Here is a 25,087-nt window from a genome sequence, read left to right on the forward strand (position 1 = left end):
TATGTTACACAATAAGCAGCGCCTGTTTTTTACCCTTTCTGCCGCCACCCTTTTATCCTCGCTGGCGCTTCCGGCGCACTCAGCGGTCGTCGCCTCAATCAAACCGTTAGGATTTATCGCAGCGGCGATTTCAGAAGGCATTACGCCTGTTGAAGTATTGCTGCCGGATGGTGCATCAGAACATGATTATTCATTGCGCCCTTCTGATGTAAAACGCATTAAAAACGCGGACTTAGTTATCTGGATTGGGCCTGAAATGGAGGCTTTCCTGACTAAACCGGCCGCCACTCTGCCCGCCAGTAAAAACCTGGAAATTGCCGCATTGCCGGCGGTCAAATCTCAGCTGATTCGGGGCGGAGAAGATGAGGATGAGCATGAAGAAAGCCACGCCTCAGATAAGTCTGAAGAACAGGACTCCTCTCATACTCACCATCATCACGGTGAATATAACATGCACCTGTGGATGTCACCGAAGATTGCGCAGGAATCCGCTGTTGCAATCCACGGAAAATTATTGGAACTTATGCCCGAAAGCAAAGCCAAACTTGACGCCAATCTGCAGCAGTTTGAAGCAGCACTGGCCGAGACGGACAAACACATTGGCGCGCAGCTTGCGCCGGTGCGGAACAAGGGTTATTTCGTTTTTCACGACGCGTATAGCTATTTTGAGAAACACTACGGGTTGTCCCCCGCGGGACATTTTACCGTCAATCCTGAAATCCAGCCTGGCGCTCAGCGTTTACATCAAATACGAACACAGTTGGTTGAGCAAAAAGCCGTATGCGTTTTTGCTGAGCCACAATTCAGGCCGGCGGTCATCGATGCCGTGTCACGTGGCACCAGCGTACGAAAAGGCACGCTGGATCCATTAGGCATGGGGATCAGCTTAACCAAAGACAGTTATGTGAAATTCCTCTCACAGCTGTCAAGCCAGTATGCGAGCTGCCTGAATGGAGCATAGAGGAAAAGATAAAAGTGCAGCAGATAGCCCGCTCTGTCGCCCTCGCATTTAATAATTTGCCGCGCCCCCACCGCGTTATGCTGGGGTCATTAACCGTCGTCACACTGGCCGTCGCTGTCTGGCGGCCGTATGTTTATCATCCCCGTGACGTTGCGCCGGTTGTCAAAGAGATTGCGCTGGATAAAAACCCGCTGCGCACTTTGCTGCCGGAAGCCAGCGAGCCTATTGATCAAACCACGGCTGAACCTGAAGAGGATTTGCCGGCGGACGACATCGACAAAGATGTGCCTGATAATCCCGATCAGCATGATTATACCATTTCATCTGGCGATACTTTAAGCAGCGCACTGAATCAGTATGGCATCGATCTCAGTGATATCACCGCGCTGGTCGCCAGTGATAAAGCGCTGCGCAATCTGCAGGTGGGCCAGCAGCTGAGCTGGACGCTGGATGCAGAAGGGCAGCTGCTGGCATTTAGCTGGGAAATTAACCGTCGCGAAACCCGCACCTATGCGCGTCAGCCAAATGGCAGCTTCAGCATGCAGCAGGAGATGCAGAAAGGCGAATGGCAGAATAGCGTGCTGAAGGGGGAAGTGCGCGGCAGCTTTGCTGCCAGTGCGCAGCGAGCCGGCCTGAGCAGCGCTGAAACCAGCAATGTCATCAAAGCGATGCAGTGGCAAATGGATTTCCGCAAGCTGCGCTCGGGTGATGAATTCAGCGTGCTGATGTCGCGTGAGATGCTGGATGGCAAAAGCGCACAGAGCCAGCTCCTGGGCGTGCGTCTGCGCAGTGGCGGTAAAGATTATTACGCTTTCCGTGCCGAAGACGGCAAGTTCTACGATCGCAGCGGTTCAGGTCTGGCGCGAGGCTTTATGCGCTTTCCAACGGTTAAGCAGTATCGTGTCTCCTCAAACTTCAACCCGCGCCGCCTTAATCCGGTAACCGGCCGCATCTCACCCCATAAAGGTGTCGACTTTGCACTGCCGGTGGGAACGCCGGTGCTGGCAGTCGGCGACGGTGAGGTGGTAGTGGCTAAAAACGGCGGCGCCGCTGGCAACTACGTGGCGATTCGTCACGGCCGGCAGTATATGACGCGCTATATGCACCTCAGCCGCGCACTGGTGAAGCCCGGGCAGAAAGTCAAACGTGGCGATCGCATCGCGCTTTCGGGTAATACCGGGCGCTCAACCGGTCCTCACCTGCATTATGAAGTGTGGATTAATAATCAGGCCGTTAACCCGCTGACGGCGAAAATGCCGCGTATGGAAGGGTTGACCGGAAAAGATCGCAGCACGTATCTTGCGCAGGTGAAAACCTGGCTGCCTCAGCTGGCGCTTTAGACACCCGGCAGATGCCTGAAAGTAAAACCGACGATTAATGCGTCGGTTTTTTGCTTTCAGGCGCGTGAAGATTGCAAAAATAGCTGCCGTCACTATTATTGAGCCGTCATTGTCAGAGGCGAGTGCATGGAAACCCGAAAAAAAAATAACAGCGAGTTTATTCCCGTTTTTCAACGTTCTTTTTTAAAACCTAAATACTGGGGAAGCTGGCTGGCAGTTGGTGCGCTGGCGGGTATGGCAATGCTGCCACCACGCCTGCGTGACCCGGTGCTGGGTGGCTTAGGCACCTTTGCCGGTAAGCTGGCAAAAAGTGCGCGGCGTCGTGCGCTGATCAATCTCTATTACTGCTTGCCGGAACTGAGTGAAGCGCAGCGCGAAAAGATTGCTGACCGCATGTTTGCCACTGCGCCGCAGGCGATGGTCATGATGGCAGAACTCGGTATGCGTAATCCGGAGCGGGTGCGCCAGCGGGTCGAGTGGCACGGCCGTGAAATCATTACTGAGTTGCAGAACAACAAAGAGAATGTGATCTTCCTGGTGCCGCACGGCTGGGCCGTGGATATTCCCGCCATGCTGCTGGCCTCAGAAGGGCAGATGATGGCAGCGATGTTCCACAATCAGAGCGATCCGCTGATGGATTATCTGTGGAACACCGTACGCCGCCGGTTTGGTGGTCGTATGCATGCGCGCAACGACGGAATTAAACCCTTTATCGCCTCCGTACGTCAGGGCTACTACGGCTACTATCTGCCGGATCAGGATCACGGTGCTGAGCACAGCGAATTTGTCGATTTCTTTGCAACCTACAAAGCGACGCTGCCGGCAGTGGGACGGCTGATGAAAGTCTGCCGGGCGCGGGTAGTGCCGCTGTTTCCGGTATACAACAGTAAAACGCACCGTCTGGAGATCTACGTACGACCGCCGATGGACGATCTCATGGATGCGGATGACACCACGCTGGCACGGCGCATGAATGAAGAAGTGGAGATTTTTGTGCGGCCGCATCCGGAGCAATATACCTGGATCCTGAAGCTGCTGAAAACGCGTAAAGAAGGCGATATTGAGCCTTACCGGCGCAAAGATCTCTATCCGCGTAAATAGTGCTGCGTGCTGCCGCTACCCTTTGTGCATAGCGGCAGCGCGATTTATGCCATCTCTTCGACCTTGCTGAGCCGCTTGCGCTCACGCAGAAACAGCGTAACCAGCGCAAACCACAGCAAACCTGCAATAAAGTTCAGCGTACTGAACCACGGTGTACCGCCGTGAAAATAGCCCGCTTTCGCCAGTTCAATGCCCGCCGCCAGCGTCAGGATGCTGATCATGCCCAGCATGGCAGCAATACTGCCTTTGCCTTCACTGCTGGCGTAAAGCGTCAGGCGATAGAGACCAGCGTTAACCATGCCAGCCCCGAACGCGTAGAGACTGAGCCCGGCCGTTAACAGCAGGTAAGTGTGGCTGTTCATCAGGTTTGCAATCAGCGCTATGCTCAGTCCGATCAGAATAGGCCAGGCGGCAAATTTCACCGGCTGTTCAATCGGCACGCGACCCGCCAGCTTGCCCAGCGTCAGATTGCCGGCAATCATGGCCAGAAATACCGGCAGCTGGAGCAGGGCGTAGTGCAGGCGTGACAGGCCTTCATCGTGCATCAGGATCACCGGTGACAGCGCGACCCACGTCAGAATGGGGATAAACACCAGCCCGATAGCAAAAGAGCCGTACATCACCTGCTTATCACGGGCCAGCCGGCCATAGCCGCGTGCCAGCACCGGCAGCGCCACTGAACGACTGCGATCGCCAGCCGTCTCCGGCATGATGCGCCACAGCAAAATGAACGCTACCACGCTGCAGATCGCAAACAGCCAGAACATACTGCGCCAGCTGCCTGCGGTCAGCCACGCTGCTCCCGCCAGTGGACCGGCCAGCGGCGCCAGCAGCGCCACATTGGCCATCAGTGCCATCACCCGCACCGCGAGCGCCTCTTCAAACGCTTCCTGGACCGCCGCATAGCTGACGGCGCCAATAAAGCAAAGGCTGATACCCTGAATGAAGCGCAGCGTGACAAACTGTTCAATCGTGCTGACCCAGGTGGTAAGGATGCAGGCCAGCACAAAAAACAGGATGCCGGAGAGCAGCACCGGGCGCCGGCCATACTTATCGGAGAGCGGACCCAGCAGCCACTGCAGCACCACGCCGCCCATCAGATAGGCGGTAAGCGAAGTAGAGACCCACTGCGGACCGACGGCAAACTCCTCCGTGACCAGCAGCATGCCGGGCTGGATCATGTCATGCGCGATATAAGTGGCGAATTCAAACAGAACCAGCGCCAGTGGAAAAAGCAGCGTGCGTCCGGTTAACCGGGCAATAGGTTGGTAGCGGGCCATCAAGCCTCCCTGAAAATGCAAAATAAAACGCGACCGCCAGAGCAGTCGCGTTTGTCCATTTTTACAGCCGCTACGCGTAACGCGTCAGCGTTAGTCGACGCGCAGCACGCGGCTGGTGTTAGTGGTACCGGTAGCACCCATTACATCGCCCTGCGTGACAATCACCAGGTCACCAGAGACAAGGAAACCTTTATCACGGAGCAGATTTACTGCGTCATGGGCAGCAGCCACACCGTCATTGTTGCTGTCAAAATAGACGGGTGTCACGCCGCGATAGAGTGCGGTCAGGTTCAGCGTGCGTTCATGGCGCGACATCGCAAAAATCGGCAGGCCTGACGTGATACGCGACGTCATCAGCGCAGTACGGCCTGATTCTGTCATGGTAATAATGGCAGAAACACCCTGCAGATGGTTTGCCGCATACATGGCGGACATCGCAATGGCTTCTTCGACGTTATCAAACTGTACGTCCAGACGATGTTTAGAGACGTTTACGCTGGGGATCTTTTCAGCGCCGAGGCAGACCTTCGCCATCGCAGACACGGTCTCTGCCGGATATTGCCCGGCTGCGGTTTCCGCTGACAGCATGACGGCGTCAGTACCATCCAGCACGGCGTTAGCCACATCCATGACTTCCGCACGGGTTGGCATCGGATTGGTGATCATCGATTCCATCATCTGCGTCGCGGTAATGATGGTGCGGTTCAGCTGACGGGCGCGACGGATCAGCGCTTTCTGAATACCAACCAGTTCCGGATCGCCAATTTCAACGCCCAGATCGCCGCGTGCTACCATGACGACGTCAGAGGCGAGAATAATATCATCCATTGCTTCCTGTGTCGCAACCGCTTCTGCACGCTCTACTTTTGCCACCAGCTTTGCATCACAGCCGGCATCGCGAGCCAGACGACGGGCGTAGTTCATGTCTTCGCCATTGCGCGGGAATGACACCGCCAGATAATCAACGCCGATTTTTGCCGCCGTCACGATATCCAGCTTATCTTTTTCGGTCAGGGCTTCAGCAGAGAGGCCGCCGCCCAGCTTGTTAATACCTTTATTATTTGAGAGCGGACCACCGACGGTGACCTCAGTGAAGACTTTTACATCCTGTACGTCCAGCACCTTCAGCTGCACGCGGCCATCGTCGAGCAGCAGGATATCGCCCGGCACAACATCTTCCGGCAGTCCTTTGTAATCGATGCCGACTTTCTCTTTATCGCCTTCACCTTTGCTCAGGTTGGCGTCCAGCAGAAAGCGATCGCCAACGCTGAGAAACACTTTTCCTTCTTTAAACGTAGAGACGCGGATTTTTGGTCCCTGCAGGTCGCCAAGGATCGCGACGTGACGACCCAGCTTGGCGGCTATCTGACGTACGCGATCGGCGCGCTGCTGGTGATCTTCTGGCGTGCCGTGAGAGAAGTTAAGGCGAACCACGTTAGCGCCTGCCGCGATGATTTTTTCAAGGTTATTGTCGCGATCTGTAGCCGGGCCGAGGGTGGTAACAATCTTGGTTCTTCTGAGACGACGTGACGGGGATTTTGAGATGAAAGCTGTAGGGCTGGTCATTCGGTGATCCTTTTATTCTATCTGATTGATGGGCATTAAATTTAAAATGCGCATGTCTCTGTTTGGCTAGTGATACTGCTTCCAGGGTGTTGACGCAAAAGGGCTTAACGTATTAACGCCAGGTAAACGCTTACACCTAAGGTACACCAAATGTCTGACCCTGTTAAGATAGGTCTGCTTTGTCAACGTGTGGAATGGTTCAACCCGACACCAGCGGAGCGCTGAACCCCCACCTTTACCCTTCAGCGATTTCCTCATGCGTAATAAAACAGCAGTGTGTCACAGTAAATGGGCGTCTGAACAGCACGATTCTGACATGAAAGCGCTTACATCGCTGCTTTACAGGGTTTCAGCTTACTCAAAGCCAGGCTCTGTAATAATGCAGTCGCGCAGCGGCAGATAAGTGCGACGGTGAATTCTTTGTCATACTTCTGCAGACACCAGTCAGTGGTTTTCGATGTAAACCCTGTCAACGTGGCGCAAGGCAGTCAGTCATGCGATATCGCCATGAACACCGGGACACTGGCTTGTCCTGGCGCGGCGAAAAAAGTACATTGTGCCGTAAGAACATGACAATAAAGGTCCGGGATGGTGAGGATGCACATCCGGGAGATCCTGCAACGAGGAGAGGAAAATGGCGGTAACACAAACAGCCCAGGCATGCGATCTGGTGATTTTCGGTGCCAAAGGCGATCTTGCACGCCGTAAACTGTTGCCTTCGCTGTATCAGCTGGAGAAAGCTGGTCAGATCCACGAAACCACCCGCATCATCGGGGTAGGCCGTGCAGAGTGGGATAAAGCAGCCTATACCAAAGTGGTGCGCGAGGCGCTGGAAACCTTCATGAAGGAAAAAATCGACGAAGCGCTGTGGGATAAGCTCAGCGGTCGTCTCGATTTCTGTAACCTCGATGTGAATGATACGTCGCATTTTACCAAACTGGGCAAAATGCTTGATCAAAAAGAGCGCGTGACCATCAACTACTTTGCCATGCCGCCGAGCACCTTTGGGGCAATCTGTGAAGGTCTGGGTGCGGCGAAGCTGAACGCAAAACCTGCCCGCGTGGTAATGGAAAAGCCGCTGGGCACCTCGCTGGAAACCTCACGCGAAATCAACGATAGCGTGGGTAAATTCTTTGATGAGAGCCAGGTATTCCGTATTGACCACTATCTGGGTAAAGAGACAGTACTGAACCTGCTGGCGCTGCGCTTTGCTAACTCAATCTTTGTGAATAACTGGGATAACCGCACCATCGACCACGTGCAGATCACCGTGGCTGAAGAGGTGGGCATTGAAGGCCGCTGGGGTTACTTTGATAAAGCGGGCCAGATGCGTGATATGATTCAGAATCACCTGCTGCAGGTGCTGACCATGATTGCCATGTCACCGCCCTCCGATCTCACTGCGGATGCCATTCGCGATGAAAAAGTAAAAGTGCTGCGTTCACTGCGCCGGATTGATCAAACCAACGTGCGTGAAAAAACCGTACGCGGTCAGTACACAGCAGGTTTCGTGCAGGGTAAAAAAGTACCGGGCTATCTGGAAGAAGAGGGCGCCAATAAGCAGAGCGCAACCGAGACTTTCGTTGCTATCCGGGTAGATATCGATAACTGGCGCTGGGCGGGGGTCCCGTTTTATCTGCGCACCGGCAAGCGTCTGCCTTCTAAATGCTCTGAGGTTGTCGTCTATTTCAAGAATCCGGAGATGAACCTGTTTAAAGACTCCTATTCTGAACTGCCGCAGAACAAACTCACTATTCGTCTGCAGCCGGATGAAGGCGTGGATATCGAAATTCTTAACAAAGTGCCAGGGCTGGACCACAAGCATAAGCTACAGACCACCAAGCTGGATCTGAGCTATTCGGAAACGTTCAACCAGTCACATCTGGCAGATGCCTATGAACGCCTGCTGCTGGAATCGATGCGCGGCATTCAGGCGCTGTTTGTACGCCGCGATGAGGTAGAAGCCGCCTGGACCTGGGTAGACTCCATTATCGAAGCCTGGAACGCGGATGGCGACGCCTCTAAACCGTATCAGGCGGGCACTTGGGGACCGGTGGCCTCCGTTGCCATGATCACCCGTGACGGCCGTTCATGGAATGAATTTAGCGAGTAATCGCTCGCTGCATTAAGCCGATTTTCATGATCAGCTGATACCCCTGCAATGCAGGGGTATTTTTTTGCGCCGCATGCAGTAATGCCTGTCAGTGACGGGCAGGTACCACAGAAGCATTGCCACAGGGGGCGTCATAGACGCAGAGCAGCGTTATCTTGTATGGTAGAGCGCTAATGACGCTAACGCAGCCGGCGGGGCTGCGGTGACAGGAAAACCGCATGAAAAACTGGAAGATAAGTGCAGAGCAGGTGCTGAGCACCGGGCCGGTCGTGCCGGTTATTGTCGTGAACCAGCCTGAACACGCTGTGCCGATGGCAAAAGCGCTGGTCGCTGGCGGGATCCGGGTGCTGGAAGTAACGCTGCGTACGCCGGTCGCGATGGATGCGCTGCGCGCCATTATTCGTGAAGTACCGGAAGCGATTGTGGGCGCCGGTACGGTTATCAATACGCAGCAGCTGAAAGAGGTCACGGACGCGGGCGCGCAGTTTGTGATAAGCCCGGGGCTGACTGAATCGCTGCTCAGAGCCGCCACAGAGGGGCCGGTACCGCTGATCCCGGGGATCAGCACCGTATCAGAGCTGATGATGGGTATGGATCATGGCCTGCGTGAGTTCAAGTTCTTTCCGGCTGAAGCTAACGGCGGCGTCAGGGCGCTTTCCGCGCTCGCCGGACCCTTTCCGCAGGTACGGTTTTGTCCAACCGGCGGCATTTCACCGGCAAACTATCGTGACTATCTGGCGCTGAAAAGCGTGCTTTGCATTGGCGGATCGTGGCTGGTGCCGGATGACGCGCTTCAGCAGGGCGACTGGGCGCGGATTACGCAGCTGGCGCGTGACGCAATCGCGGGCGCGCGGTAGTCCCGGATGCAGTATCTGGCAGCAGGCATATGGCCTGCTGCCAGCGCTGTCAGCCTTCGGCGGTTATCGCTGCCGCACTGGCGACGGCGCGCGCCACCGCCTCTTCCGTGCTCTCTCCGGTTGCCAGCGCGACGCCCAAACGGCGCTGGCCGCTGATTACCGGTTTACCAAACAGGCGAAGCTGCAGACCTGCGCCCAGCGCGGCATCAACGTGTGCAAAGCGCACATCCTGACTCTCCAGCCGGGGCAGGATCACGGCCGATGCCGCCGGGCCATACTGGCGGATGCTGCCGACTGGCAGGCCGAGAAACGCGCGCACGTGCAGAGCGAACTCAGAGAGATCCTGAGAAATAAGCGTCACCATGCCGGTATCGTGCGGGCGCGGCGACACTTCGCTGAACACCACGTCATCACCACACACAAACAGCTCAACGCCAAACAGGCCATATCCGCCCAGCGCGTTTACCACGCTGGCGGCGATCTCCTGCGCCCGCGCGAGGGCAGCGGGGCTCATCTGCTGCGGCTGCCAGGATTCGCGGTAATCGCCATCCTCCTGCCGGTGTCCAATCGGCGCGCAGAAGTGGATACCGTCAACGGCGCTGACCGTCAGCAGCGTAATTTCAAAATCAAATCTGACCACGCCTTCAACAATGACCCGACCCGCGCCGGCCCGGCCGCCCTGCTGGGCATAGTCCCACGCCTGCTGCAGTGCGTCCGCGCTGCGAATAAAGCTCTGACCTTTGCCGGATGAACTCATCACCGGCTTAACGATGCAGGGAAACCCTATCGCTTCCGCTGCAGCAAAAAAGTGCGCCTGGCTGTCGGCAAACTGATAGCGTGAGGTGGGCAGGTTCAGTTCTTCAGCGGCCAGGCGACGGATCCCCTCCCGGTTCATGGTCAGGCGTGCGGCGCGTGCGGTCGGCACCACTTTCTGCCCCCGGGCTTCAAGCTCAACCAGCGTATCGGTGGCAATCGCTTCAATTTCCGGCACTACATAGTGCGGCTGTTCACGGGCGATCAGATCAGCCAGCGCCTCGCCATCCAGCATATTGATTACGTGGCTGCGATGCGCAACCTGCATCGCCGGCGCGTCGGCATAGCGATCGACGGCGATCACTTCCACACCCAAACGCTGGCACTCCAGCGCCACCTCTTTACCCAGCTCACCTGAACCCAGCAGCATAACGCGCGTGGCCCCGGGGCGCAGCGCCGTTCCGAGAGTTGTCATACCTGTCACCTTAGCAGTCAAAAAAAGCGCCAGCAGTATATACGAAAACGTTTGCGTCCTCACGTTTCGCGTTCGTAAAGATTTTCCGTACTTTGCCCGCTCTGACATTTTCTGACGCAGGTTGCGCCAGGATAAAACGGACTAACTTAAACGGGAGTTAAACAATGAATCAGTGGCTGCAGCAGCTTCAGACGGTTCTGGCAAAAAAAGAGGGCGACAGAAAAGCGTCCGGGCTGGGTGACCTCCTGGGACCCGGGGCGCTGGGCGGGCTGGCAGGCCTGCTGGCGGGCAGCAAATCGTCACGTAAGCTGCTGACCAAATTTGGCGGCAAGGCGCTGCTGCTGGGCGGCGGTGCGGCGGCCGGTGCGCTGTTATGGAATAAATATAAAGATCGTATTCGCACCGTGTATCAGCCTGCATCCGGCACTGGCGGGCAGCAGACGCCGCCTGACCAGCGTGCAGAGCGACTTATTACTGCGCTGGTATTTGCCGCGAAAAGCGATGGCCATATCGATGAGGCTGAACAGGCTGCGATCGAGAAAAATATTCAGCAGGCGGGCTACGGCGAGCAGGCAGAGCGGGTGATTAAGCAGGCAATCGCGCGCCCGCTCGATCCACAGTGGCTCGCGGCCGGGGTAAAAAATGAAGAGGAGGCGCTGGAACTCTACGTGCTCAGCTGCGCTGCTATTGATGTTGACCATTTTATGGAGCGCAGCTATCTCGCCGCGCTGGGTGATGCGCTGGCTATTCCGCAGGATGTGCGTGACGGGGTGCAGCGGGATATCGCTGCAGAATCTGCTGGCTGACAGGCTTAATACCGCTGCGTCTGCGCCAGCTCTGGCATTCCCGCCTGATTGGTGCCACGCTTGCATAAAACGATTTCTCAGGGAGAAACCGCGTTATGAAACAGCCGCAGGCAAAAAAAATTCCACATGTCATGACGTTGCATGGCGAAACACGCACTGATGATTATTTCTGGCTGCGCGATGACGATCGTGAAGACCCCAGTGTGCTGTCCTATCTGCAGGAGGAGAACCGCTACGGCAGGGCAATGATGGCGTCTCAAAATGCACTGCAGGATAAGGTGCTGAAAGAGATTGTTGATCGTATTCCGGGCCAGGATTACTCCGTGCCTTATACGAAAAATGGCTTTCGCTATCAGCGCCGCTATGAAGCCGGCAACGAATATGCAGCCTTCTATCGTCAGCCGGTTGAAAGCGGAGCGGAGGCAGCCTGGCAGCTGCTGCTTGACGGTAACATGCGCGCCGCGCACAGTGACTTTTACACCATGGGATCGCTGGATATCAGCCCTGATAATCAGGTTATGGCGCTGGCAGAAGATTTTTTATCGCGCCGCCAGTATGGTATTCGCTTTCGTAATCTGCAGAGCGGCAGCTGGTATCCTGAAGTACTGCATAACGCGTCATCCAGCGTCGCGTGGGCAAACGACTCGCGTACGCTTTACTATGTGCGCAAACATCCCAAAACGCTGCTGGCTTACCAGATATGGCGCCATGAACTGGGCCATCCGCAGAGTGACGACCAGCTGGTGTATGAAGAGAAGGATGAAAGCTTCCATCTCAGCGTACATAAAACCACGTCAGAGCACTTTATTCTTATTGCGCTGTTCAGTACCACCACCAGTGAGATCCTGCTGCTGGATGCAGAATATCCTGATGCGCAGCCCCAGGTGTTCTGCCCGCGCCGGCGCGATCACGAGTACAGCATCGATCACTACAATCACAATTTTTATATCCGCTCAAACCGCGACGGCAAAAACTTCGGTCTCTATCGCAGCGCCTGGCTGGCGGAGCAGCGCTGGGAAACCCTCATCCCTGCCCGCGAGCATGTGGTGCTGGAAGACTTCCAGCTGTTTCGCAGCTGGCTGGTGGTGGAAGAGCGTCAGCGCGGCGTCAGCACGTTGCGGCAGATCAACCGGGCCAGCGGCGAGAGCTATGGTATCGCGTTTGACGATCCCGCCTATGTGACCTGGCTGGCGTTTAATCCCACGCCGGAGAGCGATACGCTGCGCTACGGTTACTCCTCGATGACCACTCCCGATACGCTGTTTGAGCTGAATATGGAGACCGGAGAGCGGCGGATCCTCAAACAGACGCCGATACCGGGATTTGATCCGGATGAGTATAAAAGTGAGCACCAGTGGATCAAAACGCGCGACGGCACCGAAGTGCCGGTATCGCTGGTTTATCACCGTAACTATTTCCAGCGCGGTAAAAATCCGCTGCTGGTCTATGGCTATGGCGCCTACGGCAGCACGATGGAAGCGGGTTTCAGTGCCAGTCGCGTCAGCCTGCTGCAGCGCGGTTTTATCTATGCCATTGTGCACGTACGTGGAGGAGGCGAGCTGGGGCAGCAGTGGTATGACAGTGGTCGTCTGATGCATAAGATGAACAGCTTCACTGATTTTATCGATGTGACGCAGGGGCTGGTGGCCAAAGGCTATGGTGACCCGCAGCGGCTCTATGCCATGGGCGGTAGCGCTGGCGGGCTGCTGATGGGCGCGGTTGTCAATATGGCGCCGGATCTGTTCCATGGCGTGGTGGCGCAGGTGCCGTTTGTGGATGTGGTGACCACCATGCTGGATCCGACCATTCCGTTAACCACCGGTGAGTATGATGAGTGGGGTAACCCGGAACAGCCCGACGCTTATCACTATATCAGTCGTTACAGTCCGTACGATAATGTGACCGCGCAGGCGTATCCGCATCTGCTGGTCACTACCGGACTGCACGACTCGCAGGTGCAGTACTGGGAACCTGCCAAATGGGTAGCAAAACTGCGCGAACATAAAACCAGCGACACGCTGTTACTGCTCTGTACCGACATGGACTCCGGCCACGGCGGTAAATCAGGACGCTTTAAATCCTATGAGGGTGTTGCGCAGGAGTTTACGTTCCTGATTGCGCTGGCGCAGGGCAGCCTGCCGGATCGGATTGATTACTGATCGTCTTTGACATATTTGCGCAGCGCCTGCCGCAGCGGCGGGCGCAGGTCGCGTACATTTTCCAGTACCCAGCGCAGATAGCCCGGATCGCGGCGTGCAATCGCGCTGATACTCTGCCCGCGGTATTTACCAAACGGGAAGAGATCGCCGGACACCGCAACCGGTTCGGTGCGGCTGACCATCTCTGCCGGACTCCAGCCGGAAATCTCCATAATACGGATCAGCAGTGCGGCGGTGACATAGCAGTCATAAAGTGCGCGGTGTGCATGCAGGTCAGCAGGCGGCGTCACCTCAAGTTTCAGGCTGTGCCGCAGCGCCTGATTACCATACTTAATACCGGGCCACAGTTTGCGCGCCAGCGTCATGGTGCAGATCCATTCGCCGGGCATGGCGGGCAGCATGCGGCGGTCAAAGCTGGCGTTATGCGCCACATAGTGCGGACTGCCGTGATAGCGGCTGATGATCGCTTCTATCGGAGGTTTATCTGCCACCATGGCTTCAGTAATGCGGTGCACCATCATTGCCTGCCGGCTGATAGGGCGATCCGGACAGACCAGATCGCTCATCGGATTAACAATCTGCCCGTCAATGACATCCACTGAGGCGACTTCAACCACGCCGCCCTGCAGGCCGCAGGTTTCTGTATCTATCACGCGTAACATAAATTATTTCTGCTTAGGTTCGTAGGGCAGGCGGGAAAGGCTGAGCGAAGCCTGACGATAGTGCATCAGGCGCTGGCGGAACCAGTCGCGCATCGCTTCCGGCTGCTCGCGCTCAACCATCTCCGCCACGACCGGCATATTGTAGCGCTCTTTAAACGCGACGCCCGCTGCCGCCAGCTCAACGTTGACTTTGTCTTTCTCTTCCTGCGACAGCTGTGCAAGATTATAACGCATGCTTTTCTCCTGATAATCAGCGGCAAAAATAATAGTTTCATGCAGCAGGATCAAGGGCAACCGGATCGCACTGCAGGTCTCGACACGCTGAATCCGGCGGCGTATCCTGCTGCCACATCAGCGGCAGCGCCGGAAAACCCGCCGGGTAGTCCGTTAGTCTGCCGTGCCAGTAAAGATGAAATGAGGTCAATATTTTGCTGAAAAAAGTGATCCCAGCCTGCATGCTGCTGGCGCTCTGCAGCCAGGCGCTGGCGGGTGAAATTATTACGGTCAGTCGTTTTGAAATCGGTAAGGCAAAGTGGCCTTTCACGCGTGAAGAAGTCATGCTGACCTGTGAAAAAGATGGCGCGCTGTTTGCTATCAATCCCAGCACGCTGCTGCAGTACCCGCTGAATGAAAAAGCGCTGGCGCGCGCCGATGCCGGGCAGGGCACGCTGCAGTCGATTAGTACTATTCTGGCAGATGATAAAGCGCACCCTGGCAGCAAAATGTCACTACAGCCGATTATCGATCGTGCGCAGCAGCTGTGCGCTAATTAAAAGAGGGCTGACGCTGCAGCTCAAAAGCGTTGCGTGCGTCTGGTAGTGCCAGCGCGATCACAGAGTTGGCAGCTTTCCGGCTCACGTCAGGCAGCTTGCTGGACAATGTTCGCCGTTGAACTACCTTTAAATGGCAAGGCACCTCGCCTGCAAAAATGCCAACTTTTAGCGCACGGCTCACTACGAGCCATTTCCCTGGACCCGATACAGGAATCGTATTGGGTCTTTTTTTAATTCATTGTTTTTAAAGGTTATTTTCAGGTTCGTACGAAAATGTCCGAAATTTGTCCGAAATCTTTATATCCGGCTTAAATCATCACATATTCCTGCCCACGTGAATCCAGATATTTTTGACCCTCAACATGTTCTGCTTCTGTCTATGCGCCTGGATGGCATCCGGAAATAAGCATCCGGCTTTCTTCAACCCCGGCGGGCTGAAGAGTAAACGCTGTTGTCAGACGCGTTATTCACGGTCTTTTTCAGTGATATCAGCCAGGCTGACACTGGCTGCTTCCGGTGGCAGCAATAAGGGCAGGGCCAGTATATGTCCTGTTTTACTCTGAATGACGAAAAGGTGATTTACCTGACTTCGCTGAAAGTCATTCTGGAAATATCCTCTCTTCTCCGGCCGGTCAGCGTTCGCCAGCCACGCCCCTATGTGAAGTGCGATAGCTTTCAGAGCAGGGAAGCTTTCAGGCGTTATCCTTAACCGCAGGGACAGGCATACGCGTTGATTCAGCCGGTTCCGCTTCAGCACATCTTCACTTCTTCCGCGACAGCCTCTCTGAAAACATGCATGAGCAGCGAGCATAACGCGGCCGCTATCATCAGCTTGTGTGCTTCTCATCGCTGTAACTCATTATTCTGCACTATGCTTATCCCTGACGATTCGCGCTGTATTGAGTGCCCACAGGGTATAAAATCAAAGCCAGCACCTCATAACTAACGTGAAAATAGAATCATGGAGGGCAATCCAGCGTGAGTATGGATAACTCAAACCAAAAAAATAAGGCAGTAATACATCTTGGCGCTGAGCAGATTGTCATAGAGCGCAGATACCGCGCCCTTGGCGCCATAAATGATGCCTTAATTGCAGTATGGTTTCTGATTGGCAGCATCTTTTTCTTTTACGATTCACTTATGACAGATGGCACCTGGCTTTTTGTGGCCGGCAGCCTTCAGTTGCTTCTGCGCCCGGTGATAACGCTTGCTGAGCTAATACACGTGAAAAGGTCTTATAACAGGCAGCGGAACTAAATAACATTATCGTTAGCCCCGCCCCCCCATCCACGGGGTGCCTGCCTGCTTTGTCTCTGCTGGTGTAATAAGCGCACAGTGCGTGCGTTCCCATCCGGTGTGCAGCAGCGGTTCAGGCGGTAAAGTAAACTATCAAAGGCAAAAGTACTTCTGTATGCTCTGTATCTCCGATAGACAGGGTAGATTTTCTTTTGCCCCAAATTAGCTTTAGGCTATTCTGATTTCCCTGCTTTTACTAAACGTGTTAAAAAAATAAACCCAGGTTTACATTTATGATATATGACTGCTTTTTATACTATGACGAAGATATGCTGCTGGAGTTAAGACTTAACACTCTTTATGACTATGTTGATAAATTTGTGATAGTAGAGTCGTTGTATACCTTTACGGGTGTTCGGAGAGAAAAGCTTCATTTTAATATAGAAAAATTTAGCCGATTCAAAGATAAAATAATTTATGTTGTCAATGATGCGGTTCCAAAAATCCATCATCAAAGTTTCCATTCGAATGGCTCATTCGTAGAAGCTGGCACTTCCGATCCGTGGGAGAACGAAACTACTGCACGTAACGCCATTATGAAAGGATTAACTGAAGCCGACAATCAGGACATAATTATGGTGTCAGATGTCGATGAAATACCACGTCCTTCTGCATTGCAGTGCTTCAGCCATCGGCATCTTTGTACTGTGCTTCATCAAAATTTTTACAACTATAAATTTAATGTGCAGGTACTGAATGAGGATGGCTCTCCGCGCCTCTGTACACTTCCCAAAATGACAACGCTGAAAAACCTGAAAGGTTTTTTTCGTAGCCAGCCAGACATGCTGCGTAATGTAAAGCGTAAAGGAACACCTGTTCGTGATAGCTGGTGGCGCTGGCAGCTGCTTAAAATTTTTACACGTACAGTGAGTGATGCAGGCTGGCACTTTTCCTGGGTCATGACTGATGAACGCATCAGTGAAAAGATGTCTACTATTTCGCATACCGAGCATAATGTTCCGGAGTTCAATAACCCGGACCATATACGACGCTGTGTTGAGCAAAACGTTGATATCTGGAATCGCTCACGAAAAATGGTTGTCAGGCCAGTAACTTCAGCTTACATGCCTGAATGGTTAGTGCTGAACCAGAAGCGGTTTATGGATTATATAAAGCCTGTCTGACGCAAAATGAAAAAGCCTGGAAACTTGCGAACTGAGGTAAACAGGCTATGCTTAAAGCGTACTATCTCAATGCGCCGCATCTAACGACGGACTGTTTGTTAATCACTGACGATCAACAGGCGCACCAATTCAGGGCTCTGCTTTGGCAGGGCCTTTCCTTTACTGGCTGCTGACTGAAAAGTGCAGTCAGCAGCCGGCAAGACTCTCACTCCAGCAGATAAATACCCGCAACGAGTGTGCCAACAGAAATAATGTGCAGTAGCTCAGTCATGGTTCGCCCTCCTGGATATGTACAGATGAAGTCAAGGACGGATATCACAGTTCGTCAAATTTAATCATTGTGGGTGATTATTTTAAAGCAGCGTAATGACTGTGCGTTTTGTCTGAATTCAGCATTGCGCCGGTTATCTTAGCAAGCCGCTAACTGATTAAGTTCAGAGAATAAAGTGAGTTTTGTTTAGCGTGTATGCTGAATAGCATTGCTCCCGCTACCCGATTTTAGGTCTGTTTGCTCTTAAAAATGCAGCAAAACTCTTTTTTTGTACTATATTGTTATAGCAAAGGGTGAGTTTTGTAAAAAACAACGCTGCATCCTCAATAACAAACAGACAGGCCGCAAAAGGCCGTTTTAAACTAAAGGATATAAAAATTATTTCAGTTTCAATCTCTATGCGTTGCCCTCACTGCCTGGGCTCGCAGTATCGTAAATCCGCCTTTGACGTTTCTGAGAAGAATCCGGCGGGTGCTAAGTGCATATTCTGTAAAACAGCGATGATTGCCCTTAACCCGGCGGCGATGAACACGTTAGCTAAGCTTAAAATGAATAACGAAGTGCTTCACAGATAACGGATCTCTGTCATGCAAAAGGCCACCTTCGGGTGGCCTTTTTTATGCTGGTGTACTGCGGTAAGCCCAATCAAGACTACAAAATAATCCAGTGCCGGGCAGGCGTTCAGGCCTCAGGCTGTCCTGCCGGGCCCTTACTCATCGGTCCCCCGGGCACCGGATGCTCCATCGGCGGAGCGGGGCGGCCATCAGGACCAATCGGACGTTCCGGTTGCTGACAACCTGCCAGCATCAGCAGGCTGGCAGAGATAATCATGCCACTAAAAAACAGCTTCATTCATACACTCCCTGATTAACAGCAACCTGGCGTTGCACATTAACTCTGGCTGATAAAATGCAATCTGTCGTTAGCGCCTGGCTTAATTTCACTGACCGGTAAAACCGCTCAGGCCCGGATTTCTTGTCTCAGGCGTTGCCGTGCATGGCGTCATCGCTTCTGTTGCCTATACTTAGGTTCTTAATGACAGGAGGCAAGCATGTTCAAACATAACAGTAATGAAGAGCGCAAACATGAGGGTGATGTAGCCAAAGGATTGCCTGAAGCGGCACCCTCTGCCGGAAACGCGTATGAAGAGGACGATCATCCGGTTCAGGACGCACCAGACGAGCATGGCGAAATTCCCCGTACGCGTGATAGCAGTGAAGATGAAAAGAAAGATCCCTGGGAAGATAAAGGGAAATAACGCGTAGACGCCAAATAAGCAGGGTGTGACATTTATCTTTTTTTCTGCGGCTGGCGCACATATCCCTCAGGCCGCCGCAGTACGTCAGACAGGTAAGCCTATACTGAAAATACCCAACCCAGGGTCAGGAGGTAAATATGTCAGAACGTCCAGATGATCTTCAGCCTATCCCCGATGATGGACAGGCACCCGGTGCAGATGAGGATTTGCCCATGGATGATGGCGCAGTGCCCAACGATGACGCCATTCCTGCGGGTGATACGCGCAGAATTTAATCGGGATACATTTACCACTCAGTTGACCCCGTCTGGCCTGGCGCTGCACGGGGTTTTTTATGAATAGGGTCAATAGGCTGGACTGCTTATCCGTAAAGAGTAAAGCCGCGCCATACAGCCTGAAATGATATAAAATGCATCTGGCTTTTTATATTTCAGGACAAATTAGTAATGGTAGATACACACTATTTACTCTGGGTGATGACAGGGACGCTAACGATTCTCAGCCTGTTTATTGGCGCCATTGTCGGACAGGCGAAAACCCGCCGGCTGGGTATGATGACCTTTACCGGTCTCTGGGCATTTTTTATGCTGGCCATATTTCTGATCACCCGTTAACCCACTATCAGCAGATGCACCAGCCGGGCCAGCGACTCCAGCAGCAACAGGCTGCCGGCCACCAGCACAATCAACACCATGATAAACTGCTTACGGCCTTTCATGCTGTGCTCTCCACGGGCAACGCCATACCGGCATTACACTATGCCGGTTGGGGTAAACTGACGTTAAACCATCAGAATATGAGCCGCAGCCTGCTAACGAAATAGCCGGCCGTCACGTACCAGCTCGCGCGGATAGCTGTTTTTAATGCGGTTGCCCACTTTTTTAGCCAGCCCAAGCGGCTGCTGCTGCCAGGTGACGATCACCTCATCCCGGGCAGGTAGCGTCTCCGGATGAATATCCTGCCCGCGATACCAGCTCTCCGCCTCTGTTTCATTCAGCGCAAACGTTAGCGCTTCGTCAGGCTGCACCAGCGCCATGACCGCTTCGTGCTGCCAGCGGTAGCCTTTGGGAAAGGTTTCAGCCAGTTTCAGGCCGATGCGTGAAAAACGCACCTTATTCAGCCACTGCTCTGCGCTGGCCGGAAACAGCCACAGCTCTTTGTCCCGCTGCCAGAGTGTCAGGTTCTCATCCCACTGCAGGCCCACCTTAGCGGCTGCCTGCATCACCTCTGCGCTGAATTTACGGCTGGCGGGTGTAAACGGCAGCTTGCCGAGTTTATAGCCTGGCGCCGGCAGGGCCGGCACGCTGGCGGTTTTACGCAGACGCGCAACAAAGAATCCTTCGCTGTCAAAGCAGTGCGGAAAGACGTGCAGATAGCCTTCCGGCGTCAGGGCCGCCTCTGCGCCGGCAAACAAATCCTGCAGCGGCAGGATCTCTGTGGCGTCAGGATAGCGTGCCAGTAACCAGGCTATTACCTGCTGATTCTCGATTGTGTTGAGGGTACAGGTTGAGTAGATCAGCACGCCGCCGGGCCTGAGCGCGTGAAAAGCGCTGTCGATGAGATCGCGCTGGGTAGCCGCAATCGCCTCTGTGCTGGCCAGCGTCCAGTTGCGCAGTGCATCTGCATCTTTACGCACGACGCCTTCACCAGAACAGGGGGCATCGAGCAGGATGGCGTCAAATTGTTCCGGCAGCGCTGCGCCAAACACCCGGCCATCGAAATGCGTCAGCGCCACGTTGCTGACGCCGCAGCGGCTGATATTGGCATGCAGCACTTTGACCCGGCTGGCGGAGTATTCATTGGCAAGGATCGCGCCGCGATTATGCATCAGCGCCGCCAGTTGCGTGGTTTTGGACCCCGGTGCGGCCGCCATATCCATGACCTGCTGTGCTTCCGGCGCGGCAGCAAACAGCGCCGTAACCGGCAGCATAGAACTCGCTTCCTGAATGTAGAACAGACCGCTGAGATGTTCCGCTACGCTGCCAAGCGGCAGGCTCTCATCATCGCGCTCGATCCAGAATCCTTCTGCGCACCAGGGTACCGGCGTCAGACGCCAGCCGTAATGTGCCGTGCGGGCGAGAAAATCAGCCACGCTGATTTTCAGCGTGTTAACACGCAGGCTTTTGCGCAGCGGCTGCTGGCTGATGGCGAGAAAGCGTTGCAGTTCAGCTTCGTCGGTGAGACTGGCACGCATGAGGGTGATGAACTCTTCAGGAAAACGACTGGACACAACAATTTACCGCGCTAAAAAATGATGCGCGCAGTGTAACACGCGCAAAGAGAACGGGCAGCCTGCTGGCTGCCCGGTTGGTTAACGGGGGGCCGGGATTGCCGTACCCCATTCACGCCACGCTTTCGGCGCCTCATCCTGCAGCAGGAAGTGCTTGTTGGCGCCTGCCTGCGGTGCCAGCGGTACGGTAGGCGGAGTAGCGAACTGAATGCCACCGCGAATAAACTGCTGGAAGGTGCCGGTTTTCACCACGCCGCCAATCAGGCCAAAATCGAGGTTATAGCCGGATGCCAGCCAGAACACCGAATTATTCCGCACCAGGTGCTGATATTTTTTACTGATGCGCAGCGCAATCTGCACCCGATCGGCCATATTACCCAGCGAGGTGCCGGTGACCGTACCGACCTCAACGCCACGGAACAGCACCGGCGTGCCCAGCGAGAGCGAGCCTGCCTCGGCGGCATCGACATAAATGTTCAGGCCGTTCAGGTAACGTGAGTCAGTGATCGTGCTTTCCTGCAGTTCAAAGCTGCGCGCCATCGCACCTTTGCCGGGATCAACGTTCACATAAGGCTGCAGAATTGTCTCCAGATGGTTGACGCCTGCTGCAGAAATTTCCGGCGATACCACTGAGAAACGGCTGCCCGTGCGGGCAAAGTCCTGCACATATTCCGGATAGAGCACAGCTTTGGCGACCACCTGATTGTTATCCTGACTCAGCGCCAGCGATTCTACCTGACCGACATTGATACCGAGATAGCGAACCGGCATGCCTGCCGCCAGTTTGCTGCCGTCATAAGTGTGCAGGGTAATCTGGCTGCCCACGGCGCGCGCTGCGGTTTCTGACGCGTACAGCACGCGCTTAACGCCTTTTTTCGCCTGCGCACCGGTCAGATTGTCAAAACTGATTGCTCCTTTCAGCGCCCGGTTAATTGGCGACGCCTGTACGGTCAGACCGCTACCGTTAAGCTGCACTTTGGCACCGCCTTCAGCCCAGAATACGCTTTCGCTGGTCAGCAGCTTGCGATACTGCGGCTGAATATGCACTGAGATATCAAACGCGTCTGCACGCGGCACCACATCGACCACTTCACCGACTTCAAACTTGCGGTAGAGCACCACCGAACCCGCCTGGACATCTGGCAGGCTGGTTGCCGTCAGCGTAAGGGTGGCTGGCGGCTGGTCGCCGGTGATCCCTTCCGCCGCCCGCTCGGCGTCTGCATAGAGCGGATAGCGGCTGGAGGCTTTACCTTTAGCGCCGGGATCGAGTCGAATACCGCCATCCACCCATTCACGTGCGCTGGCGCCCAGCACCTGCATGCCGTCGAGGCCAAATTTCACGTTCAGGCGGCTGTTGACAATAAACTTACTGTCAGCGTGCACCAGCTGGCGATATTCAGGGTTAATCGCAACGACAAAATTGATGCCGTTTTCATCCAGTTTGCGTGAGATCACCTGACCAATCTTCATGCCATAGATCACGACCGGCTGGCCGGCATCAATACCGTAGGTTTCCGGCGCGCTGAGCTGTACGGTCAGGACATCCGGTTTCTGCAGCAGCGTTTCACTGGCGGGCAGCACGCTGAAATGGTCCTGCGGCTCGCCGTCGCCGGGCACTAGCTCCAGCGTGTTACCGGTGAGCAGGCTGCTCAGGCTGGTGTCAGTGAGGCTGAGTTTCGGTGCGCGCATCTCAATACGTGTACCGCTGCGCATCAGGCCGGTAACTGACGGATCAATGGTCAGTTCCCCCGAAACTTTACCACCAGGCAACAGCGTAAGTTTGGTCAGTGTGCCTACTTCCAGCCCCTGATAAATCAAAGGCGTACTGTTGGCTTTAAGGTTGTTACCATCAGGCAGTTCAAGATTAATCAGCACGCCGCGCTGGCTGTGTGCAAGATCCGGATAGAGCTGATAGTTCTGCTCGCTCTCAGCCGGGTCGCCTTTTTCCGGGGAATCAAAGGCGATAGCGCCGTTCACCAGCGCGGCCAGGCTCTCAAGCTTCACTTTTGCACCGCTCAGGCTGACATCGGCATCAATACCGGAAACGTTCCAGAAGCGGCTCTGCTTTTTGATCAGGTTGATAAAACGCCGCTCAATCAGCACATCAATCGTGACGCCATCGGTATTGCCATTAAGGCTGTAATCATAGACGTGTCCCACCGGAATCTTGCGGTAGTAGACCAGCGAGCCGGTATTAAGCGAACCCAGGTCAGGCGCATGCAGATGGATGAGCAGCTCGCCGGTATTGACCCGGTATTTGGGCTGCGTATCAAGCGCGGTGAAATGGTCGCGCTCTTTGCCATCGCCAGGCATCATACCGATGTAGTTACCGCCCACGAGCGCATCCAGCCCGGAGACGCCAGCGAGAGAAGCTTTTGGCGTCACCAGCCAGAATTGCGTATTTTCACGCAGTGCATCACGCATATCGCTTTTGATACTCGCTTTGATGCGAATGCTGCGGTAATCATCGCTCAGCTCAATGCCCTGCACGGTACCGACTTCCACACCCTGATAGCGAATCGGCGTGCGGCCCGGCACAATGCCGTCTGCCGTCTGGAAGTTGATGGTAATCGTTGTCCCGCGCTCCTGATAGTTGGTCCACAAAAGCCAGCTGGCAATCAGCAGGGCGATAATGGGCAAAAGCCAGAATGGCGACAACTTACGTTTATTACGTACGGTTGCGCTAGTCGGTGTAGTCGGCGTTTCCTGTTGCATGTGCATCCCAGATCAGGCGGCTATCCAGCCACTCAACAGCCATAATAGTCAGGATTACCGCTGCGCCGAAGTAAAACGCGGCAGGTCCCATGGTAAAAGCCAGTAGCTGATCGCGATTGACCAGCGACATCGTTAAAGCAATAACAAACAGATCCAGCATCGACCAGCGTCCTACCCAGGTCACCACGCGCAGCAGCCGGATGCGGGTTTTCAGCCCCTGCTCACATTTGAAGTGAATGCTGAGCAGCAGCGTCAGCATTACCAGTACTTTTGTGAAAGGCACCAGAATACTGGCGATAAACACCACCGCCGCGATGGGGATATTGCCCGAGCCGAGCCCAAGAATACCGGAAAAAATAGTGTCTTCGCGCCGCGAGCCGTTTACAAATACCACGGAAATTGGCAGCAGATTGGCGGGGATCAGCATGACAATTGATGCGATTAATGCCGCCCAGGACTTTTGCAGGCTGTGGCGGCGGCGAAAATCAAGCGGCGTATGACAACGCGTACAGCGGCCGCGCGCATCGGGCATCCCGGTGTGGTGACAGTTCAGACAGACCTGCCAGCGCTCCGGCGGCGCAGTGGGCGTGTCCTGCGGATAGTAATGCTCCCAGAGTTCTTCCACGTTAAGATGAATAATGGTGAGCAGGCTCAGTACGGTTAAGGCCACGTAAGCGGCCAGTCCATAGCCCAGCGCCAGCGAGGCGTAATCCTGAACTTTGATCGAGGCTACGCCAATGCCGACCAGATAAATATCCAGCATCACCCACTCCTTTAGCCGCTCAAGCATCAGCAGCACCGGGCGCAGATTCATGCCCAGCCGGTTGCCGATCCACAGGTAGCTGATGCCGGCAACCAGCGTAACCGGAGCACCAATGGTGCAAAAAGCGACCATAGCGGCCGTAAGCACGTTGCCCTGTTGCGCCATCTGCAATACGCCTTCCAGCAGACTGGCGTTAATGCGCATGCCAAGCAGACGAATTTCAACCAGCGGCAGGCTGAAAGCAAAAGGCATCAGCACCAGCATTGTGACTGCCATTGCGGTCAGACGCCGCATTGACCAGTCGCGGCCGTTCTGGATTTTGGCATGACAGCGCGGGCAATAGGCAGTTTGATGCGATTTCACATCCGGTAAGGAAAAAAGGGTATCGCATTGGGGGCAACGCTGATAACGTGCGTGGGGCAAGCTCTGGCTGATAGCGTGAATTTTCATAAGTGACGCGAGTGGCCCATCATTCGTTACGGTTGCCGGCAGTCTGAACAGAACGTGCAGCCTGCACTATCTTGTGGTACGAGATCAGTCTCAATCATAGCGTGCTAAGGGTATAGCAACTTATTCAATGATTC

General features: G+C 54.6%; 25 protein-coding genes. 14 read left to right on the forward strand and 11 right to left on the reverse strand.

Going from position 1 to position 25,087, the window contains the following annotated elements:
* The first annotated feature begins 1 nt into the window (after position 1).
* The 3 genes from znuA to lpxM all read left to right on the forward strand — a co-directional run bounded on the left by znuA (position 2) and on the right by lpxM (position 3,402).
* Positions 2 to 961, forward strand: coding sequence for a zinc ABC transporter substrate-binding protein ZnuA (znuA, locus tag BBA90_RS10650; protein WP_065649107.1), 960 nt, complete (start codon positions 2 to 4; stop codon positions 959 to 961).
* A gap of 14 nt (positions 962 to 975) precedes the next feature.
* Positions 976 to 2,301 (forward strand): murein DD-endopeptidase MepM, encoded by a 1,326-nt coding sequence (gene mepM, locus BBA90_RS10655; protein WP_065649108.1) that lies wholly within the window; start codon positions 976 to 978, stop codon positions 2,299 to 2,301.
* Positions 2,302 to 2,427: 126 nt separating this feature from the next.
* A complete protein-coding gene (gene lpxM / locus BBA90_RS10660) occupies positions 2,428 to 3,402 on the forward strand; it encodes a lauroyl-Kdo(2)-lipid IV(A) myristoyltransferase (protein WP_065649109.1) in 975 nt (324 codons plus the stop codon).
* Positions 3,403 to 3,446: 44 nt separating this feature from the next.
* Here the strand turns inward: lpxM and BBA90_RS10665 are convergent, their stop codons facing one another.
* Both BBA90_RS10665 and pyk read right to left on the reverse strand, forming a co-directional pair.
* Positions 3,447 to 4,682, reverse strand: a complete 1,236-nt coding sequence (locus BBA90_RS10665; protein ID WP_065649110.1) for an MFS transporter — start codon at positions 4,680 to 4,682, stop codon at positions 3,447 to 3,449.
* A gap of 90 nt (positions 4,683 to 4,772) precedes the next feature.
* A complete protein-coding gene (gene pyk, locus BBA90_RS10670) occupies positions 4,773 to 6,248 on the reverse strand; it encodes a pyruvate kinase (RefSeq protein ID WP_065649111.1) in 1,476 nt (491 codons plus the stop codon).
* Positions 6,249 to 6,882: 634 nt separating this feature from the next.
* On the opposite strand from pyk, the gene zwf reads away from it, so the two are divergent.
* Together zwf and BBA90_RS10680 are read left to right on the forward strand one after the other, a co-directional pair.
* Complete coding sequence (gene zwf, locus BBA90_RS10675) at positions 6,883 to 8,361, forward strand: glucose-6-phosphate dehydrogenase (protein WP_065649112.1); 1,479 nt, start codon at positions 6,883 to 6,885, stop codon at positions 8,359 to 8,361.
* A gap of 218 nt (positions 8,362 to 8,579) precedes the next feature.
* Positions 8,580 to 9,218: a bifunctional 4-hydroxy-2-oxoglutarate aldolase/2-dehydro-3-deoxy-phosphogluconate aldolase gene (locus tag BBA90_RS10680; protein WP_065649113.1), complete on the forward strand. Its 639-nt coding sequence runs from the start codon at positions 8,580 to 8,582 to the stop codon at positions 9,216 to 9,218.
* A 49-nt stretch (positions 9,219 to 9,267) separates the two neighbouring features.
* Here the strand turns inward: BBA90_RS10680 and purT are convergent, their stop codons facing one another.
* Positions 9,268 to 10,446: a formate-dependent phosphoribosylglycinamide formyltransferase gene (gene purT / locus BBA90_RS10685; RefSeq protein WP_065649114.1), complete on the reverse strand. Its 1,179-nt coding sequence runs from the start codon at positions 10,444 to 10,446 to the stop codon at positions 9,268 to 9,270.
* Positions 10,447 to 10,610: 164 nt separating this feature from the next.
* On the opposite strand from purT, the gene BBA90_RS10690 reads away from it, so the two are divergent.
* Together BBA90_RS10690 and BBA90_RS10695 are read left to right on the forward strand one after the other, a co-directional pair.
* Positions 10,611 to 11,252, forward strand: a complete 642-nt coding sequence (locus BBA90_RS10690) for a tellurite resistance TerB family protein (RefSeq protein WP_065649115.1) — start codon at positions 10,611 to 10,613, stop codon at positions 11,250 to 11,252.
* 95 nt (positions 11,253 to 11,347) lie between these two features.
* A complete protein-coding gene (locus BBA90_RS10695) occupies positions 11,348 to 13,411 on the forward strand; it encodes a prolyl oligopeptidase family serine peptidase (RefSeq protein WP_065649116.1) in 2,064 nt (687 codons plus the stop codon).
* Here the strand turns inward: BBA90_RS10695 and exoX are convergent.
* The 3 genes from exoX to BBA90_RS19330 are packed head-to-tail and all read right to left on the reverse strand — an operon-like array spanning position 13,405 to position 14,497.
* On the reverse strand, positions 13,405 to 14,073 hold the full coding sequence (gene exoX, locus BBA90_RS10700) for an exodeoxyribonuclease X (RefSeq protein WP_065649117.1): 669 nt from the start codon (positions 14,071 to 14,073) through the stop codon (positions 13,405 to 13,407). The two genes, BBA90_RS10695 and exoX, sit on opposite strands and share 7 nt — an antisense overlap.
* 3 nt (positions 14,074 to 14,076) lie before the next feature.
* Positions 14,077 to 14,307 carry a DNA polymerase III subunit theta gene (locus BBA90_RS10705; RefSeq protein ID WP_065650458.1) on the reverse strand — a complete coding sequence of 77 codons (231 nt, stop codon included), beginning with the start codon at positions 14,305 to 14,307 and terminating at the stop codon, positions 14,077 to 14,079.
* A 37-nt stretch (positions 14,308 to 14,344) separates the two neighbouring features.
* Positions 14,345 to 14,497 carry a hypothetical protein gene (locus BBA90_RS19330; protein WP_167350671.1) on the reverse strand — a complete coding sequence of 51 codons (153 nt, stop codon included), beginning with the start codon at positions 14,495 to 14,497 and terminating at the stop codon, positions 14,345 to 14,347.
* 1 nt (position 14,498) lies between these two features.
* Between BBA90_RS19330 and BBA90_RS10710 the strand changes: the two genes are divergently transcribed.
* On the forward strand, positions 14,499 to 14,846 hold the full coding sequence (locus tag BBA90_RS10710; protein WP_065649118.1) for a YebY family protein: 348 nt from the start codon (positions 14,499 to 14,501) through the stop codon (positions 14,844 to 14,846).
* A 463-nt stretch (positions 14,847 to 15,309) separates the two neighbouring features.
* On the opposite strand, the gene BBA90_RS10715 is transcribed toward BBA90_RS10710, so the two are convergent.
* Positions 15,310 to 15,693, reverse strand: a complete 384-nt coding sequence (locus BBA90_RS10715) for a hypothetical protein (protein WP_065649119.1) — start codon at positions 15,691 to 15,693, stop codon at positions 15,310 to 15,312.
* A 137-nt stretch (positions 15,694 to 15,830) separates the two neighbouring features.
* Between BBA90_RS10715 and BBA90_RS10720 the strand changes: the two genes are divergently transcribed.
* The 3 genes from BBA90_RS10720 (at position 15,831) to BBA90_RS19545 (ending at position 18,112) form a co-directional block, all read left to right on the forward strand.
* A complete protein-coding gene (locus tag BBA90_RS10720; protein ID WP_065649120.1) occupies positions 15,831 to 16,103 on the forward strand; it encodes a YrhK family protein in 273 nt (90 codons plus the stop codon).
* 272 nt (positions 16,104 to 16,375) lie between these two features.
* The gene (locus BBA90_RS10725) at positions 16,376 to 17,266 is read left to right on the forward strand and encodes a benzoate transporter (RefSeq protein ID WP_065649121.1); all 891 of its coding nucleotides are present in this window, start codon (positions 16,376 to 16,378) and stop codon (positions 17,264 to 17,266) included.
* 669 nt (positions 17,267 to 17,935) lie between these two features.
* Positions 17,936 to 18,112, forward strand: a complete 177-nt coding sequence (locus tag BBA90_RS19545) for a hypothetical protein (RefSeq protein WP_240484898.1) — start codon at positions 17,936 to 17,938, stop codon at positions 18,110 to 18,112.
* Positions 18,113 to 18,218: 106 nt separating this feature from the next.
* On the opposite strand, the gene BBA90_RS19335 is transcribed toward BBA90_RS19545, so the two are convergent.
* Positions 18,219 to 18,389 carry a hypothetical protein gene (locus BBA90_RS19335; RefSeq protein WP_167350672.1) on the reverse strand — a complete coding sequence of 57 codons (171 nt, stop codon included), beginning with the start codon at positions 18,387 to 18,389 and terminating at the stop codon, positions 18,219 to 18,221.
* A gap of 199 nt (positions 18,390 to 18,588) precedes the next feature.
* Between BBA90_RS19335 and BBA90_RS10730 the strand changes: the two genes are divergently transcribed.
* The 3 genes from BBA90_RS10730 to BBA90_RS19345 all read left to right on the forward strand — a co-directional run bounded on the left by BBA90_RS10730 (position 18,589) and on the right by BBA90_RS19345 (position 19,409).
* Positions 18,589 to 18,795: a hypothetical protein gene (locus tag BBA90_RS10730; protein WP_039384852.1), complete on the forward strand. Its 207-nt coding sequence runs from the start codon at positions 18,589 to 18,591 to the stop codon at positions 18,793 to 18,795.
* Positions 18,796 to 18,932: 137 nt separating this feature from the next.
* A complete protein-coding gene (locus tag BBA90_RS19340; protein WP_167350673.1) occupies positions 18,933 to 19,070 on the forward strand; it encodes a hypothetical protein in 138 nt (45 codons plus the stop codon).
* 171 nt (positions 19,071 to 19,241) lie between these two features.
* Positions 19,242 to 19,409 (forward strand): hypothetical protein, encoded by a 168-nt coding sequence (locus tag BBA90_RS19345; RefSeq protein WP_167350674.1) that lies wholly within the window; start codon positions 19,242 to 19,244, stop codon positions 19,407 to 19,409.
* Between the two features lie 197 nt (positions 19,410 to 19,606).
* Here the strand turns inward: BBA90_RS19345 and rsmF are convergent, their stop codons facing one another.
* The 3 genes from rsmF to yebS form a co-directional block, all read right to left on the reverse strand.
* Positions 19,607 to 21,031, reverse strand: a complete 1,425-nt coding sequence (rsmF, locus tag BBA90_RS10735) for a 16S rRNA (cytosine(1407)-C(5))-methyltransferase RsmF (protein WP_065649122.1) — start codon at positions 21,029 to 21,031, stop codon at positions 19,607 to 19,609.
* 75 nt (positions 21,032 to 21,106) lie between these two features.
* Positions 21,107 to 23,740, reverse strand: coding sequence for a PqiB family protein (locus BBA90_RS10740; RefSeq protein WP_065649123.1), 2,634 nt, complete (start codon positions 23,738 to 23,740; stop codon positions 21,107 to 21,109).
* Positions 23,709 to 24,953, reverse strand: coding sequence for a membrane integrity lipid transport subunit YebS (gene yebS, locus BBA90_RS10745; protein ID WP_065649124.1), 1,245 nt, complete (start codon positions 24,951 to 24,953; stop codon positions 23,709 to 23,711). The genes BBA90_RS10740 and yebS overlap by 32 nt, the downstream gene beginning before the upstream one ends.
* Between the last annotated feature and the right edge of the window lie 134 nt (positions 24,954 to 25,087).

This window comes from Pantoea eucrina, from assembly GCF_001691555.1.
Taxonomy (GTDB): Bacteria; Pseudomonadota; Gammaproteobacteria; order Enterobacterales; family Enterobacteriaceae; genus Pantoea; species Pantoea borealis.